Source organism: Picosynechococcus sp. PCC 7002 (assembly GCF_963860125.1).
GTDB lineage: Bacteria > Cyanobacteriota > Cyanobacteriia > Cyanobacteriales > MRBY01 > MRBY01.
The window spans coordinates 732,404-747,724 of the sequence record NZ_CAWLFA010000001.1 but is presented as its reverse complement, the minus strand read 5'-3'; the positions used below and the strand labels follow the sequence as shown (position 1 = coordinate 747,724).

The 15,321-nt window shown below is 49.5% G+C and carries 14 protein-coding genes; 11 read left to right on the top strand and 3 right to left on the bottom strand.

Annotated features, from left to right (window positions below; all coding sequences use genetic code 11):
• Positions 1 to 16: 16 nt before the first annotated feature.
• Positions 17 to 1,057, bottom strand: a complete 1,041-nt coding sequence (gene rlmN, locus AACQ84_RS03625) for a 23S rRNA (adenine(2503)-C(2))-methyltransferase RlmN (RefSeq protein ID WP_012306344.1) — start codon at positions 1,055 to 1,057, stop codon at positions 17 to 19.
• A gap of 192 nt (positions 1,058 to 1,249) precedes the next feature.
• On the opposite strand from rlmN, the gene AACQ84_RS03620 reads away from it, so the two are divergent.
• The 5 genes from AACQ84_RS03620 (at position 1,250) to AACQ84_RS03600 (ending at position 6,194) form a co-directional block, all read left to right on the top strand.
• Positions 1,250 to 2,083: an alpha/beta hydrolase gene (locus AACQ84_RS03620; RefSeq protein ID WP_049761559.1), complete on the top strand. Its 834-nt coding sequence runs from the start codon at positions 1,250 to 1,252 to the stop codon at positions 2,081 to 2,083.
• Between the two features lie 9 nt (positions 2,084 to 2,092).
• Entirely contained in the window at positions 2,093 to 2,848 is a 756-nt protein-coding gene (locus AACQ84_RS03615; RefSeq protein WP_012306342.1) for a phosphonate ABC transporter ATP-binding protein, read from the top strand.
• A 26-nt stretch (positions 2,849 to 2,874) separates the two neighbouring features.
• Positions 2,875 to 4,674 carry an ABC transporter ATP-binding protein gene (locus tag AACQ84_RS03610; RefSeq protein ID WP_012306341.1) on the top strand — a complete coding sequence of 600 codons (1,800 nt, stop codon included), beginning with the start codon at positions 2,875 to 2,877 and terminating at the stop codon, positions 4,672 to 4,674.
• A 61-nt stretch (positions 4,675 to 4,735) separates the two neighbouring features.
• Positions 4,736 to 4,909 (top strand): hypothetical protein, encoded by a 174-nt coding sequence (locus AACQ84_RS03605; RefSeq protein ID WP_012306340.1) that lies wholly within the window; start codon positions 4,736 to 4,738, stop codon positions 4,907 to 4,909.
• A gap of 4 nt (positions 4,910 to 4,913) precedes the next feature.
• The gene (locus AACQ84_RS03600) at positions 4,914 to 6,194 is read left to right on the top strand and encodes an FAD-binding oxidoreductase (RefSeq protein WP_012306339.1); all 1,281 of its coding nucleotides are present in this window, start codon (positions 4,914 to 4,916) and stop codon (positions 6,192 to 6,194) included.
• Here the strand turns inward: AACQ84_RS03600 and AACQ84_RS03595 are convergent.
• Entirely contained in the window at positions 6,191 to 6,685 is a 495-nt protein-coding gene (locus tag AACQ84_RS03595; protein WP_012306338.1) for a PH domain-containing protein, read from the bottom strand. The genes AACQ84_RS03600 and AACQ84_RS03595 overlap by 4 nt on opposite strands.
• Positions 6,686 to 6,962: 277 nt before the next feature.
• On the opposite strand from AACQ84_RS03595, the gene typA reads away from it, so the two are divergent.
• The 5 genes from typA (at position 6,963) to AACQ84_RS03570 (ending at position 13,155) form a co-directional block, all read left to right on the top strand.
• Complete coding sequence (gene typA / locus AACQ84_RS03590) at positions 6,963 to 8,756, top strand: translational GTPase TypA (protein WP_012306337.1); 1,794 nt, start codon at positions 6,963 to 6,965, stop codon at positions 8,754 to 8,756.
• A gap of 288 nt (positions 8,757 to 9,044) precedes the next feature.
• Positions 9,045 to 10,124, top strand: coding sequence for a magnesium-protoporphyrin IX monomethyl ester (oxidative) cyclase (acsF, locus tag AACQ84_RS03585; RefSeq protein ID WP_012306336.1), 1,080 nt, complete (start codon positions 9,045 to 9,047; stop codon positions 10,122 to 10,124).
• A 249-nt stretch (positions 10,125 to 10,373) separates the two neighbouring features.
• Positions 10,374 to 11,216 carry an inositol monophosphatase family protein gene (locus AACQ84_RS03580; protein WP_041443366.1) on the top strand — a complete coding sequence of 281 codons (843 nt, stop codon included), beginning with the start codon at positions 10,374 to 10,376 and terminating at the stop codon, positions 11,214 to 11,216.
• Between the two features lie 62 nt (positions 11,217 to 11,278).
• Complete coding sequence (locus AACQ84_RS03575; RefSeq protein WP_012306334.1) at positions 11,279 to 12,301, top strand: daunorubicin resistance protein DrrA family ABC transporter ATP-binding protein; 1,023 nt, start codon at positions 11,279 to 11,281, stop codon at positions 12,299 to 12,301.
• An 83-nt stretch (positions 12,302 to 12,384) separates the two neighbouring features.
• Entirely contained in the window at positions 12,385 to 13,155 is a 771-nt protein-coding gene (locus AACQ84_RS03570; protein ID WP_012306333.1) for an alpha/beta fold hydrolase, read from the top strand.
• Between the two features lie 2 nt (positions 13,156 to 13,157).
• On the opposite strand, the gene AACQ84_RS03565 is transcribed toward AACQ84_RS03570, so the two are convergent.
• Positions 13,158 to 14,084, bottom strand: coding sequence for a homogentisate phytyltransferase (locus tag AACQ84_RS03565; protein ID WP_041443778.1), 927 nt, complete (start codon positions 14,082 to 14,084; stop codon positions 13,158 to 13,160).
• A 69-nt stretch (positions 14,085 to 14,153) separates the two neighbouring features.
• On the opposite strand from AACQ84_RS03565, the gene AACQ84_RS03560 reads away from it, so the two are divergent.
• Positions 14,154 to 15,317, top strand: a complete 1,164-nt coding sequence (locus AACQ84_RS03560; protein WP_041443364.1) for a class I SAM-dependent methyltransferase — start codon at positions 14,154 to 14,156, stop codon at positions 15,315 to 15,317.
• The last annotated feature ends 4 nt before the right edge of the window (positions 15,318 to 15,321 follow it).

Below are 15,321 nucleotides of genomic sequence, written 5' to 3'. Positions count from 1 at the left end.
GTGGGTTTTTGCTGTTTTATTTTACCGTTGCCGGGGCAGATCGTCGGAGGTTTGATCGCAGTTGACCACAGGCCGCATCCGCCTCCAAGCCCTTAGAATAACGTACGCTCACAGCAATCTTGTGATCCTGGAGGATTTGCTTAAAGACATTGATCCGTTTTTTCCCTGGTCGCTGGAAAGGCACTTCGGTAATGGGATTGTAGGGAATCAAATTCACATGGCTTTGGAACCCCTTTAGTTTTTTGGCTAATTCGGCGGCATGGTCGGGCAGATCATTCACCCCCGCCAGCAAAATGTATTCAAAACTGAGGCGGCGACGGGTGATGGCGACGTACTCGCGGCATTCGTCCAACAGAGCCTCAATGGGATAGTGGACAGCGGTGGGAATAATCGATTCCCGGAGGGCTTGGTTCGGGGCGTGGAGGCTTACCGCTAGGGTAATTTGCAGATTCTGCTGGGCCAGGGCGCGGATCTGATCCGGCACCCCCACGGTAGAAACTGTCAGCGATCGCTGGCCGATACCGATGTCTTGGTTCAGGCTTTGGATCGATTTGAGCACCTGTTCAAGGTTGGCGAGGGGTTCCCCCATGCCCATAAACACCACATGGCTGACCCGTTGCTGGAAGTCTGTTTGGACAGTGAGCACTTGATCAATAATTTCGTGGGCCTGGAGGTGCCGGGTAAAGCCACTTTTGCCGGTGGCACAAAAATCACAGGCCATGGCACAGCCCACCTGAGAAGAAACACAGACAGTGAGGCGTTTTTCCGTGGGGATGCCAACGGTCTCAATAATTAAACCGTCATGGAGTTGGAGGAGATATTTGCGGGTGCCATCGGGGGCGGTGCGTTGGTGGTGGATCTGCGATCGCCCCACGGGATAGGTGCCCATTTGCTCACGCCAAGCCTTCGGAAAGACGGTGATTTCACTCAGGTCATGGATCCCTTTTTGGTAGAGCCAATTGTAGAGCTGTTTGCCACGGTAGGCGGGTTGACCAGTGGTTTCGATCCAGTCGGTCAGTTCCGGGAGACTTTTGCCGAGGAGTACGTCTTGGGGCATGGGTTGCAAGGGAAAGGGGCGATCGCCTGTGATTGGGTTAAGGGATAAAGTTAAAAAATTCCTTTTCCATTGTGGCATAGGGGCCGTTGGTTCCTGGTAAGGTGCCCAGACAATCGAAAAACTGTCCTTAAATCCTTGGCTCCCCCAGGGAATCTGCCTATGATTTAAAGGTGGCGTATGGCAAGGAGAATAATGGTTGGCTGGCTATTAATTGGACTGGTATTACTCTATCTGGGGGGCTGTGGTTATCTCTTTTTTGGGCAGCGGCGGATTATTTTTGAACCCCAAGCTCAACCCTTACATCCAGTGCCGTCGGATTTTGCTTTGCCTTACGAAACGATCACGATCCCCGTCGCCCTAGGGCAACAATTAACAGGTTGGTGGCTGCCCCAGGGCAATGGCGATAAAACGTTACTGTTTCTCCATGGGAATGGCGGGTTAACGGCCTACAATTTCCAGGCGATCGCCCTGTGGTATCAAGCGGGCTATTCGGTTTTGGCTTTTAACTATCGGGGTTTCGGCCAGAGCAGTGTCGGCTTCCCCCAAGAATCCCAGGTGTACGCCGATGCGGCAGCAGCCTATACATTTCTCACCCAAACGAAGAAAATTCCAGCCCAGCAGTTGATGATCCACGGCCATTCCCTCGGCGGGGCGATCGCCATTGAATTGGCCCAGCGGTACCCGGTGGGTGGATTATTTCTAGAGGGTACCTTCACCTCAATGTTCGCCATGTCTACCACCAAACCCCTCTATCGAATTTTTCCCGTCGCTTTCCTTTTACACCAGCGGTTTAATTCAGCAGCTAAAATTACCCAACTCCAGCTTCCTATTTTTCTTTGCCACGGGGAACTGGATAAAACAGTCCCCAGTACCATGGGGGCGCAACTGTGGGCGATCGCCAATGAACCCAAGCAATTTCAAGCTGTGCCTGGGGCCGACCACCATAACCTCGCCGCCGTGGGTCCAACCACGATCCAGCAGGGGATTACCTGGCTCGAAAACCACCGTTCCCTCTGCCACGGGTAACTAAAACAGATGACAGAACCAATTTTTGTGGGGCGATCGCTCTCGTGTCATTTCCGGGGGGTCGCTGCCCTGACGGAACTCAACTTTGAAATTTATCCCGGCGAGAAGGTGGGGCTGATTGGGGCCAGTGGCGCAGGTAAAAGCACCCTCCTCAGTCTCCTCAATGGTCAACAACAACCAACCCAAGGGCAATTGCTCATCTGGGGGGAAGCGATCGCAACCCTCTCCCCAAGGCGACGGCGGCGCATCCAACGGCAACTCGGCACCATTTATCAACAACTTCATTTGGTCGAGAGTCTGGCCGTCATTCACAATGTCAATGCGGGTCATCTGGGGCGTTGGTCTTTCGCCAAAGCAATGTTTTCCCTGATCTTTCCCCGTGAGCGTCCCTTGGCCGAAGCCGTCTTAAAACAGGTGGGCATCCCCGAAAAACTCTTTGCCAAAACCAGTGACCTATCGGGGGGACAAAAACAACGGGTCGCCTTGGCGCGGGTCTTGGTGCAAAATCCGGTAGTAATCCTTGCAGACGAACCCATTTCAAGCCTTGATCCCCAACTGAGTCGGGAAATGATGGATCTGCTGGTACAGCTTTGTGAAACCCAAGGAAAAACCCTTGTTGTTAGCCTCCACTCCCTGGAGTTTGCCCGGAGCCATTGCGATCGCCTAATTGGTCTCAAGGGCGGCAAAATTCTGTTTGATCAGCCCACCACAACGGTCAGTGATGCCCAAATCGCCCACCTCTACGGTGAGCAATCGATATACTAGATGTCTGCATTTCTTGAAAAATTTCCATGGCGATCGCATCCTCTTCTGTTCCGAAAAATGATTGGCAACTGGCCGGGAAGCTCCTTCCCTACGCCAAGAAAAATCTCATTACCCTTGTTGTGTCGATTGTTTTGCTAATTCCTTTGGCGATCGCCGGTGCGGTGCAACCCCTCGTTGTCGGTCAGGCAGTTTCCCTATTGCGGGGCGAAACCGTGTGGGGCATCCTCGCCGATCTCAGCATTCCAGCAGGGATTAACCGTTTAATCTGGATTCTGTTGGCCACCATTGTGATTCGCTTGGCCTTCACCTCGATCCAAGGGTACCTCGTCCAAAAAGTAGGCCAGGAAATTACCGCAGGCATCCGCCAGGATTTATTCGATCACGTCACATCCCTTTCTTCTCGCTTCTTTGACCGGATGCCCGTCGGCAAACTCGTCACCCGCTTAACCAATGACGTGGAAGCCCTGGGTGATGTTTTTGCCAGTGGGGCGATCGGCATCATTAATGATGTCATTTCCCTGGCTGTAATTATTGTTTCGATTTTTCTGTTGCAATGGCAGCTAGCGACGCTCCTCATTTTGATGTTGTTGCCCGTCACCTTTTTGATCGTTTATTTCCAGGGGCAATACCGCAAAGCCAACTACCAAGCCCGGGAAGAATTATCCCAACTGAACGCGATGCTCCAGGAAAACGTTGCGGGGATTAATATCGTGCAATTATTTCGCCGGGAGGCCCTGAATGCCGAGTTATTCCGGACGGTTAATGACCGCTATCGTCTGTCCGTTAACAAAACAATCTTCCATGACTCGGCTGTTTCTGCCACCCTAGAGTGGATTTCCCTGGTGGCGATCGCCGGAGTACTTTGGTTGGGAGGCTGGCTGATTTTCCAGGATGCCCTGAGCTTTGGGGTGCTGTCTGCCTTTATTCTCTATTCCCAGCGGTTATTTAACCCCCTGCGCCAATTTGCCGACAAATTCACCATGTTCCAATCGGGACTAACGGCCATCGAACGGGTGACAGAATTGATGTCGGAGCCCATCGAGATCCAAGATAAACAACAGCATTTAACGACTTCTTTAAATCTCTCGGATTCGGCCTCCGGTGAAATTATTTTTGACAACGTTTCCTTCGGCTATAAACCTGGGGAATATGTCCTGAAAAACCTGAATTTTAAGATCAAACCCGGTGAAAAAATCGCCCTTGTGGGGCCAACGGGGGCCGGAAAAAGCTCGATCATCCGTTTACTCTGTCGCCTGTATGATCCGAGTGAAGGACGCATTCTCGTTGATGGCATTGATATTCGTGATCTGCCCCAAGAAGATCTGCGGCGGCACATTGGCGTCATCCTCCAAGAAAGCTTTCTTTTTGCTGGAGATGTTCAACGCAACATTACCCTGGGGGAGGAGTATCCCTTTGAGGCAGTAAAGCAGGCCGCAGTACTGACCAACGTCGATCAACTCATTGAGGAATTGCCCCAGGGGTATCGCACAGCTCTCCGGGAACGGGGTACAAATCTTTCTGGGGGCCAAAAACAACTGTTGGCCTTTGCCCGGGTTGCAATCCGTGATCCAAAAATTCTGGTACTCGATGAAGCTACGGCAAGTCTTGATGTGGGTACAGAGGCGCTAATTCAGTCGGCCCTAGAACAACTCCTCGAAGACCGCACGGCGATTATCATTGCCCACCGCCTCTCGACCATCCGGGATGTGGATAAAATCATTGTCCTGAAGCAAGGGGAAATCCTCGAAACAGGGAACCACGATCAACTGCTCGCCCAAAATGGGTTGTATGCCAGCCTCTATCGTTTGCATATGTTGGGAGACTAGACGGGGCGTTTCCTTTGCTTGGTATGATAGTGAACACAGAATTTTCATAAGGAACGGGCCGATGACAACCCACTTCATTACCGCAGAAATTGATCTCCAGGAAAATCCAGCAGATTTGCCCAAGGAAATTGAAGCAGAGCTCGAAAAGCGGGGTGATGTGCTCCGGTGGGCAATTACTGAAGTTGAAGAAAATACGGCAAAAGTTGAGGCGATCGCCTTAACTCCAGAAGACTAAAATCATGGCTTTGGTGGTTGATCCCGGTACCCAGAATATCGATCTAAAAGCGTGGCAATATTGTCATCCCCATTGGCGTCGGCAGATGGAACGGATCAGCCGTCAAAGCCCCGAAGCCCTGCTTGTGCCCCACTCTCGCGCGGCCCTAACGGAAATCTTCCGCACAGCCCACCGGGAAAAAATTACGATTATCCCCTGCGGTAACGGCACAAAGCTCGCCTGGGGTGGACTCACTCCGAAAGTAGATTGGTTGGTGAGCACCCGGCAGCTAAATCGCATTGTGGATCACGCCGTTAATGATCTAACCATTACGGTGGAAGCAGGGATTACCTTTGCTGAACTACAAAACCATCTCAGGCCCCATAAACAGTATCTTCCCCTCGATCCCAGCTTCCCCAACCAAGCAACCCTAGGGGGGATTGTAGCCACGGCAGATACCGGCAGCTTGCGTCAACGCTATGGTGGTGTACGGGATTTGCTGCTGGGGATCACCATGCTCCGGGCCGATGGCACCTTGGCAAAAGCCGGGGGAAAAGTGGTTAAAAATGTGGCGGGCTATGATTTGATGAAGCTCCTCACAGGTTCCCATGGCAGTTTGGCGACGATTACCGAATTAACGTTTCGCCTCTATCCGATCCAAGAGCAGTCCCAAACGATCTTAATGCTTGGGTCGTCCGCGCAAATACGCCAGGCCCAGGGCCAAATTTTAAATTCTGTACTTACACCAGCGGCGGCAGATCTGCTTTCACCTCGACTATTACAACGGTTACAAAAGGGAACTGGAGAAGACTGGGGTTTGCTGCTGCGTTTTGAGGCGATCCGCGAGAGTATTACGGCACAACTGCAGGAGTTGAAAACTATCGGGCAGCACCTAGGTTTAGTCAGCCAACCGGAGCACCTGGATCTGTGGGCACAGCTACGGGAAGCTTTATTTGGGGAAATGGTCGTCGCCAAGGTCGGCATTCTATCCCATCAAAGTATGGCTTTACTGCAACACATTGAGACCCTAACGAATGGTCAGGCGATCGCCCGGATCCATTGCAAAAGTGGTCTAGGTATCATTGCGTTTCCCCATGATCAATTTCTCCGGCAATTCCGAGCCATCCGGGATTTTTGTCAGGCTCACCACGGTTTTTTCACAATTTTAGATGCCCCCTATCGCCTCAAGCAGCAATTTGAACCCTGGGGCTATCCAGGTAACGCCCTGCCATTGATGCGCAACATTAAACAGCAATTTGATCCCCAAAATATCCTAAGTCCCCAGCGTTTTGTGGGCGGCATTTAACGACGAAGAATTGCTGCGACAAATTGTTCAGGCTTCTCTGGGGTGACGACAATGGTCTGGTTAGGCCATTTCAAAACCACTGCTAACCGAACCGCCGTGGCATAGGCATTGTAGTGACCCAACTTTTTGTTCCAAAACTTTCCGGTAAAGGCAAATAGACCACCATTACCAAACAGCCGTAACGAACCATCCATGGCGGTGGGATCGTAGGTGGCACTTTCTAGATTTTCTAAAGCGATTTCTGTGCGCCACCCCAAGCGTTCAACGTAAAGGCGATCGCCGTCCAGATGATAGCCTCGCACCATAAATAATGCCGTCATTACCACAATGCCGATGGGCAAAATAATCCACAGCAAAAAATAAGGATTCTGTTGTTGGAGTCCTAAAATCAAAAACAGCAGCACCATGGCCAACAACACTACGCAAACAAGAGTTGTAATGGTGATTAAAGTTTGACTCCAGGGAGCCTTAAAAAACAGACTATTTTCCATAACCGTGACAAAAAGCTGATTTCACGGTAGCAAAGTTCCCCAAGAATTACGGCAGCGGTAAAGTTTTATCTCTGTTGGCCAGTATTGCCTGGCGCCCTTCAACATTTCCGCACATTTATCTCGTAAATCTTGGCCGTGACGGTGCTACCCTGGATTTTTCGCCCGCCCAATAGCCGAAACTTCACAACTTAAATATTAAGAAAGATGATAATTAGGCTACAATTGGGCAGAAATTGTCAAAAAAATTTACAGGTCTTAGGAACCATCCGTAAAATTTATGTCTCTTCCCATTCGTAACGTCGCGATTATTGCCCACGTTGACCACGGTAAAACGACCCTTGTTGATGCTCTCTTACATCAATCCGGCATTTTCCGAGAAGGCGAAGACATCCCCGATTGCGTGATGGACTCCAATGACCTCGAACGGGAACGGGGTATTACGATTCTTTCCAAAAATACCGCCGTCCGTTACAACGACATTCTGATCAATATTGTTGACACCCCTGGCCACGCCGACTTTGGTGGTGAGGTAGAGCGTGTCCTCGGCATGGTAGACGGTTGCATTTTGATCGTCGATGCCAATGAAGGCCCAATGCCCCAGACCCGTTTCGTCTTGAAAAAAGCCCTCGAAAAAGGTCTACGCCCGATCGTTGTCGTTAATAAAATCGACCGCCCCAACGTCAATCCTGAAACCGCCGTTGATAAAGTCTTTGATCTGTTCGTTGAACTCGGTGCCGATGACGATCAATGTGACTTCACCACTCTCTATGCCTCTGGTTTATCTGGTTTCGCCCGGGAATCCCTCGACGATACCAACGAGGATATGGAACCCCTCTTCCAAGCGATTCTGCAGCACGTTCCCCCGCCAGCCGGAGATATTAATAAGCCCCTCCAGTTACAAGTTACAACCCTCGATTATTCCGATTACCTGGGCCGGATTGTCATCGGTCGTCTCCACAACGGCACGATTAAAGCGGGACAACAGGCAGCCCTGGTCAAGGAAGATGGCACCATTGCCAAGGCAAAAGTGGCTAAACTGATGGGCTTTGAAGGCTTAAATCGTGTTGAACTTGAAGAGGCAACCGCCGGAATGATCGTCGCTGTTGCCGGGTTTGCTGATGCCAATATTGGGGAAACGGTAACGTCTCCTGAAGATCCCCAAGCTTTACCACTAATTAAGGTGGATGAGCCTACATTACAGATGACCTTCTCTGTGAATAATTCTCCCTTTGCGGGCCAGGAAGGAACCTTTGTGACCTCTCGCCAAATCCGCGATCGCCTCGAAAGAGAACTCGAAACTAATGTGGCCCTGCGGGTCGAAGATGGCGAGTCCGCCGATAGCTTTGCTGTGTCCGGTCGGGGTGAACTGCACCTGGGTATTTTGATTGAAACCATGCGTCGGGAAGGTTATGAATTCCAAGTGGCCCAGCCCAAGGTGATTTACCGCGAAGTGAATGGCAAACCCTGCGAGCCTTTTGAATACCTCGTGCTCGATGTCCCGGAAGAAGCAGTGGGTAGCTGTATCGAACGGCTCGGTCAGCGCAAAGGGGAAATGCAAGATATGCAAGCTGGCGCAGGTGGACGGACTCAGCTCGAATTTGTGGTACCCGCCCGTGGTTTGATTGGTTTCCGGGGTGAATTTATCCGGATCACGCGCGGTGCTGGCATTATGAACCATAGTTTCCTGGAATATCGGCCCCTCTGTGGCGACTTCGACACTCGCTACAACGGCGTCATCACTGCCTTTGAAGAAGGCACAGCAACCTTCTATGCCCTCAAGAACGCTGAGGATCGCGGTCAATTTTTCATTACCCCAGGCACTAAGGTTTACAAAGGCATGATTGTCGGGGAGCACAACCGTCCCCAAGATCTAGAGCTAAACGTTTGTAAGGCAAAACAGCTCACGAACCATCGGGCTGCCAGTGGTGATGAACTGGTTCAGTTACAAGCCCCCATGGAAATGAACCTAGAGCGCGCCCTCGAATATATCGGCCCTGGGGAACTCGTAGAAGTCACGCCCGAATCGATTCGTCTTCGTAAAGTGGAAACGAAGAAAATGGCAAAACGCTAAATTTTCGCTGACCGACTGAACTATTTGAGCTTTCAATAGTAACGACTGATCCTATGCACAAATGGGATCAGTTTTTTGTCGGTTTAATAAAGGCGATCGCCTTTATTTCACGATTTATCCTGCAATATTTTGTAACAATGTGTATCAACTATTCACAAAAAAGGGTTTAAACCCTGGTGTAGAGCTTGTTAGACTGTAACCTAATCAAAACCCCAAGTCTCACGCGGTTATATTTGGCAAAAAAGAGACTGATCCCCATAAAAAACGGAAGCAATAAACATTACAGATATGGTAAGCACTGTTAACAAATCTGCTGGCGTAGAGGAATTGCGCCCCGGCGTGAAAGTTCCGGCGAAGGAAACTATCCTGACTCCCCGCTTTTACACCACCGACTTCGATGAAATGGCGAAGATGGATCTTTCTGTCAACGAAGAAGAGATGGAAGCGATCATCGAAGAATTCCGCGTGGACTACAACCGTCATCACTTTGTTCGGGATGAGTCTTTTGATATCTCCTTCGACCATATCCAAGGGGAAACCCGGCAACTCTTCATCGAGTTCCTGGAGCGTTCCTGTACTGCTGAATTTTCTGGCTTCTTGCTCTACAAAGAATTAGGCCGTCGCCTTAAGGACAAGAATCCCCTGTTGGCTGAAGGGTTTAACCTCATGTCCCGGGACGAAGCGCGTCACGCTGGCTTCCTCAACAAGGCGATGACGGACTTTAACCTGTCCCTTGACCTCGGTTTCCTCACCAAGAGCCGCAGCTATACTTTCTTTAAGCCGAAGTTTATTTTCTACGCGACCTACCTTTCGGAAAAAATTGGGTACTGGCGTTACATCAAGATTTATCGTCACCTCGAAAAGAATCCCGAAGACCGCATTTATCCGATCTTCAAGTTTTTTGAAAACTGGTGCCAAGACGAAAACCGCCACGGGGATTTCTTTGATGCCCTGATGAAAACCCAGCCCAATATCCTTAATGACTGGAAAGCGCGGTTGTGGTGCCGTTTCTTCTTGCTCTCTGTCTTTGCGACGATGTATCTCAATGACACCCAACGCCATGGCTTCTACGAGTCCATCGGTTTGAATGCGCGGGAATTTGACAAGGAAGTGATTTGGGAAACCAATAATACCGCTGGCCGGGTCTTCCCGATCATTCTCGATGTCGAAAAGCCTGAGTTCTACGAGCGTTTAGAAACCTGCGTCAAGAACGGCGAAAAACTGCGGGAAATTGATGCCAGCGATGCGCCTGCGCCTGTGAAGCTGTTGAAGAAGTTACCTGCTTATCTCTCTAACGCAACCCAATTCATTAGTCTTTATCTGATGAAGCCGATCCGCGTTGATCAACTGGCTGGTACTGTTCGCTAATATCTCTCTAACTTCTCTCAAGGGAAACACCCTCCGCCTTCGGCACCTCCCTCAAGGAGACACCCCTCTAACTCCCCTCAAGGGGAAAATCATTGGCCTCCTTCTTTTTTAGAGGGAGGATTTTTTTGTCTAGAGATAGCGAGATTGCAGGGTTTTGGGCTATGGTTGTTTAGCCAGACGAGGTATTGATTGACTCAGTGGCGATCGCCTTTTTTGGACTGGGATAACGTTTCTGGATCTAGCGCACCGATGGTTGATGCATTATTTTGGACGGATATTTTGACCTTTGCGGCGGACACAAGCCACCGGATTGGCGCAGAATTAACGGAAAAATTTGGGAAGCTCACGGCGGTACGCAAAGCCGATGGTAGCCTCGTGACGGAAGCAGATCAGTGGTCTGATCGAGAAATTTGTCAGGCGATCGCCACAGCCTTCCCTGACCATGGCATTCTCAGCGAAGAAAAAACGCATATTTTGCCTGGAAATGATTGGTGCTGGGTGATTGATCCCATTGACGGCACAACGAATTTTACGCGGGGCATTCCGATCTGGGGCATTTCCCTGGGGCTACTCTACAAAGGCACCCCTGTTTTTGGTTATGTGCATTTCCCTTGGTTGCGCCAATCCTTCCATGGCTATTGGTACGGAGACTCCGGTTTAACGGGGCCAACGGGGGCGTTTTGTAATGGCGAACCGCTCCAGACCAGCGACGACGAGCCGAGCCTAAACCATATTTTTAACCTCTGTGCCCGCAGTACGGCAGTGGCAGCTCAACCGAATTTTCCCTGTAAGATTCGCTTGATGGGGGTTGCCAGCTATAACGTTTTAATCGTGGCTTCGGGGGCGGCCCTAGGGGGCGTGGAAGCGACGTCGAAAATTTGGGATATTGCGGCGGTGTGGGCGATTATCCAGGCGGCTGGGGGAGCCATTGAATCCCTCGAACCAAATCCGATGTTTCCTTTAGAAATCGGCAAAAATTATGGCGATCGCCCTTTTCCTTGTTTAACGGCGAGTCGGGCAGAACTGATTCCCGTCTTCAAACCCTGGGTACAATTTATTGGCGATCAAGTCTGCGAAAAATACGGATTGTAAAGAACTTCGATACAATACACAACTGAGTATTTTGACGAACCATTGCGAGGACTCCCCCGACCATGACTGTTGCGGTTGCCATTGACCACCTCCAGAAAAGCTACGGCACCACCCAAGCGGTAAAGGATGTCTCCTTCACGGTGGAACAAGGAAAAATATTTGGGCTGTTGGGGCCAAACGGCGCAGGCAAAACGACGACGATTCGCTGTCTCTGTACCCTCGCCCAACCGGACGGAGGCCAGATCGAAGTCTGCGGTATTTCTGCCCTGACCCAACCGAAAGCAGTGCGACAACGGCTCGGCTATGTGGCCCAGGAAGTGGCGATCGACAAAATTCTCACGGGGCGGGAACTGCTGAATTTACAGGCGGCCCTCTACCATCTCCCGAAAAGCTTTATTCCCCAGCGGGTGGAACAACTCCTTAATGCCCTAGGTTTAAACGATTACGCTGACCAGAAAACAGGCACTTACTCCGGTGGTTTGCGCAAACGCTTGGATTTAGCGGCAGGTCTGCTCCATCAACCGGATGTGTTGGTTCTAGACGAGCCGACGGTGGGCCTCGATATCGAAAGCCGTGTTGCAGTTTGGGATTTTCTGCGGCAACTGCGGGCGGCAGGCACAACGGTAATTATCACCAGCCATTATCTCGAAGAAATTGATGCCCTCGCCGATAGTGTTGCCATTATTGATCAAGGCAAAGTCATTGCCAACGGCACCCCCAACGAACTGAAGGATAAAGTGGGTGGCGATCGCATCACGTTGCGCATCGAAGAATTTACTTCTGCCCAGAATGCCGAAAAAGCGAAAGAAGTGGTGTCGGCTTTAGATTTTGTTGAGAGCGTGATTATTAATGGCTCCCAAGGGAATTCTTTGAATCTGGTGGTGAGTCGCCAGGGCAATCACCTGAGCACCATTGAGCAAAGCATTCAAGCGGCTGGACTGCCCATTTTTAGCTTGAGTCAAGCGCGGCCTAGTTTGGATGACGTTTATCTCGCGGCTACGGGTAAGACCCTCATGGATGCCGAAATCGAAGCGGCCAGCAAGCGGGATCTCAAAAAAGAGAAAAAGCAACAAATGAAAGGTTAAACCCATCCATCGTTTCTGGAGAATTTATCCACGCAAAAGTTGATCGCTCAAAAACCCTCGATAAAGATTATCAAAAAATATTTATGGGATGTGTTGTTCGGAATGGACGCCTACGTTTAAATCAAGGCCAGATTTTTTGGCGGGAAACAGGTCAAGGGGAGGCGATCGCCTTTATTCACCGGGAATATAGCGACGGTAGTCAGTGGTTAGATTTTTTTGAAAATGTAGGGCCAGATTATCAATGCTTTGCGCCGGATTTGTTGGGGTTTGGGGATTCTGATCCAGCAGTTTCGTCCCAGTCTATTCAATGGCAAAGTGAAATTTTAGCAGAGTTTTTTAGCCAGTTAAATCTTAAGAAAATATATTTTGTGGGAGATTCCCTTGGAGCTTGGGTCGCTACCCGTTATGCTCTGAACAATCCTGAACAAATTCAAGGTTTGGTCTTACTTTCTCCGATTGGTTTTGAAGCCCCAAATAATGCTGGTTATTTCCTTGAAAAATGCTTATTATTACCAATCCCAATTTTGCCTTGGGGACTTAAATTACTCTACCCCCTAGGTAAGCTAATTGGCCTCGGTCAAAAGATTCAAAAACTTCTCAACTATCGACAACAGTTGCTTAAATCTCCGGCCAGTCGGCGACTTTTGTTTCAGCGGCATCCCAGTGAAATTCAGGCAGAATATCTAAACTCTGAATTGTCTCAGCTAACTGCACCTACGTTAATTGTTTCAGCCGATCAAGGCTCCCACCAAGCCCTATTGTTTGCCCAAAAAATTCTTCAAGCACAAATGGTTAAAGTCCAAGACAAAATAGAGGCGATCGCCTTGATTAAAAACTGGCTAAAACAACAATGATTTTAAAGCCAATGGGCGAGGGGAAACAAAAGATATTCCAGAAAGAAGAGTTTCCAAATAAATTGATAAAAGCTGGCAATAGATTTTTTCGATTCAAGATCAATCTGACGACTACGCCACCACAGCAGAGCACCCAGGATAAGGTGACACCCAATAAATAGCAGTTGATTCAAACTGGTGGTCATCGTTATTTCACCGAGAATCATCCCGGCGTAACAGGCAAAAATAATCCCCAACGAAAGCTGAAAAATCCGTTTTTTGCCCAATAAAATTGTAAAGGTTGTGATTTGATATTGGCGATCGCCCTCTAGATCCGGTACGTCTTTGAAAATGGCGATCGCTACCGTAAACACAATAATAAACCCCGTCAACAGCCATACCGTCGGCGTAATCACCACTGGGTTCTGTAACATCGTCTGAAAATGGGCAAAAAGACCAAGGTTCACCACCACACCCCGCACCGTAAAAATACACATCGCTGCGAGTAGGGGAAACCGTTTCAGGCGCACTGGGGGCAGAGAATACATTGTCCCGATGGCCAAGCTCCCCCACACCGTCACCCCAAGCCACAGGCCACTAAAAGCACTCAAAATCAGCGCTAAAGCTCCGCAAAACCAGACAATACCCCAACCTGTTTTTCGAGAAAAATGTCCCGCCGCCACTGGTAAATGGGGTTTATTAATTTTGTCAATGTCAATGTCCGTCAGTTGATTGAGGCCGACAATAAAGACATTGCCCGCCAGACAAGCGAGCCAAGCACCAAGCACCGACTGACCATAGCCCCAGGAAAATGTTTCAGGGGTCACCGCCAACAGCGCCAAAGCCCAAACACTCAGACTCGTGCCGATAATCGTATGGGGCCGGGAAAATTGCCATAGGGAAGCAAGAAATGACGGTCGCGGGGCAGTGGGAGAAATAGAAGACTTCACAGGTAAAAGGTTGCACCTCAAAAAGGCGGCAGCATACACTAATCGCACATCATTTTAACGGACTTGTCCATGGCTTCTCCCCTTTTGGCGATCCTCCAGGAAAAACTCCAGACCGCACCGCACCAGCGCCTCACCTTTGCTGAGTTTATGGAATTGGCGCTCTATCACCCCACGGTAGGTTACTACAGTAGTGGGAAGGTGGCGATCGGTGCCCAGGGGGATTTCTTCACGGCCACATCCCTCGGCCCAGACTTTGGGGAATTATTGGCAGAACAGTTGCTCCAAATGAAACAAATTTTGGGGCGATCGCCGTTTCAGATCGTCGAAATGGGAGCAGGCAAGGGCGACTTGGCGAAGGATATTTTGTTTTACCTCCAGCAGCATTATCCAAAAGAACTTGAAGAAATTGAATATTACATTATTGAAAAATCCCCGGCTCTCCGCCAGCAACAACAGGAAAAATTAGCAGGGTTTTCCTATTGCAAAATTCAATGGTGCGATTGGTCAGAGTTACTTGAAAATAGTATCCAAGGCTGTTTTATTTCTAATGAATTGCTTGATGCCTTTCCGGTACATTTGGTCACAGTGAATGCCGGGAAACTTCAGGAGGTTTACGTTCAATATAATCCTGCTCAAAATGCATTGGAAGAAGTGAATGATTCTCTATCTACACCAGAGATTCAAGCTTATTTTGATCACTTAAATATTGATTTCTCTAATTATCCTGATGGTTATCGCACAGAAGTTAATCTAGGGATGCTGAGTTGGTTAGAGCAGCTACAGACCAAACTAAAAACCGGCTATATTCTCACCATTGACTATGGCCATCCAGCGGCAAAATATTATCATCCCCAACGGTCTCAGGGCACTTTACAATGTTATTTTCAGCACCGTCGCCACGATAATCCCTACACCAATTTAGGCGAACAGGATCTAACAGCCCATGTGGATTTTACCAGCCTCCAAAACCATGGCGAATCCCTAGGATTAGCAACTTTAGGTTTAACGCAACAGGGACTTTTTTTGATGGCTTTAGGGTTAGGCGATCGCCTCAATGCTTTATCCCAAAACCCCACCGATGTGATGACCCTCTTTCGTCGTCGGGATGCCCTCCATCAGTTGATCGATCCCATGGGTTTAGGGGGCTTTTATGTCTTGGTTCAGGGAAAAAATCTCACAAATGATCAGCTTCAGACTTCCCTAAAGGGTTTAACCCAGCCCCCCATGGTCTAATAGT

What these genes read in the sequence shown, in the direction of transcription:
- rlmN (WP_012306344.1), bottom strand. Translation starts at nt 1,057, where the DNA reads ATGCCCCAAGACGTACTCCTCGGCAAAAGTCTCCCGGAACTGACCGAC.
- AACQ84_RS03620 (WP_049761559.1), top strand. Translation starts at nt 1,250, where the DNA reads ATGGTTGGCTGGCTATTAATTGGACTGGTATTACTCTATCTGGGGGGC.
- AACQ84_RS03615 (WP_012306342.1), top strand. Translation starts at nt 2,093, where the DNA reads ATGACAGAACCAATTTTTGTGGGGCGATCGCTCTCGTGTCATTTCCGG.
- AACQ84_RS03610 (WP_012306341.1), top strand. Translation starts at nt 2,875, where the DNA reads ATGGCGATCGCATCCTCTTCTGTTCCGAAAAATGATTGGCAACTGGCC.
- AACQ84_RS03605 (WP_012306340.1), top strand. Translation starts at nt 4,736, where the DNA reads ATGACAACCCACTTCATTACCGCAGAAATTGATCTCCAGGAAAATCCA.
- AACQ84_RS03600 (WP_012306339.1), top strand. Translation starts at nt 4,914, where the DNA reads ATGGCTTTGGTGGTTGATCCCGGTACCCAGAATATCGATCTAAAAGCG.
- AACQ84_RS03595 (WP_012306338.1), bottom strand. Translation starts at nt 6,685, where the DNA reads ATGGAAAATAGTCTGTTTTTTAAGGCTCCCTGGAGTCAAACTTTAATC.
- typA (WP_012306337.1), top strand. Translation starts at nt 6,963, where the DNA reads ATGTCTCTTCCCATTCGTAACGTCGCGATTATTGCCCACGTTGACCAC.
- acsF (WP_012306336.1), top strand. Translation starts at nt 9,045, where the DNA reads ATGGTAAGCACTGTTAACAAATCTGCTGGCGTAGAGGAATTGCGCCCC.
- AACQ84_RS03580 (WP_041443366.1), top strand. Translation starts at nt 10,374, where the DNA reads ATGGTTGATGCATTATTTTGGACGGATATTTTGACCTTTGCGGCGGAC.
- AACQ84_RS03575 (WP_012306334.1), top strand. Translation starts at nt 11,279, where the DNA reads ATGACTGTTGCGGTTGCCATTGACCACCTCCAGAAAAGCTACGGCACC.
- AACQ84_RS03570 (WP_012306333.1), top strand. Translation starts at nt 12,385, where the DNA reads ATGGGATGTGTTGTTCGGAATGGACGCCTACGTTTAAATCAAGGCCAG.
- AACQ84_RS03560 (WP_041443364.1), top strand. Translation starts at nt 14,154, where the DNA reads ATGGCTTCTCCCCTTTTGGCGATCCTCCAGGAAAAACTCCAGACCGCA.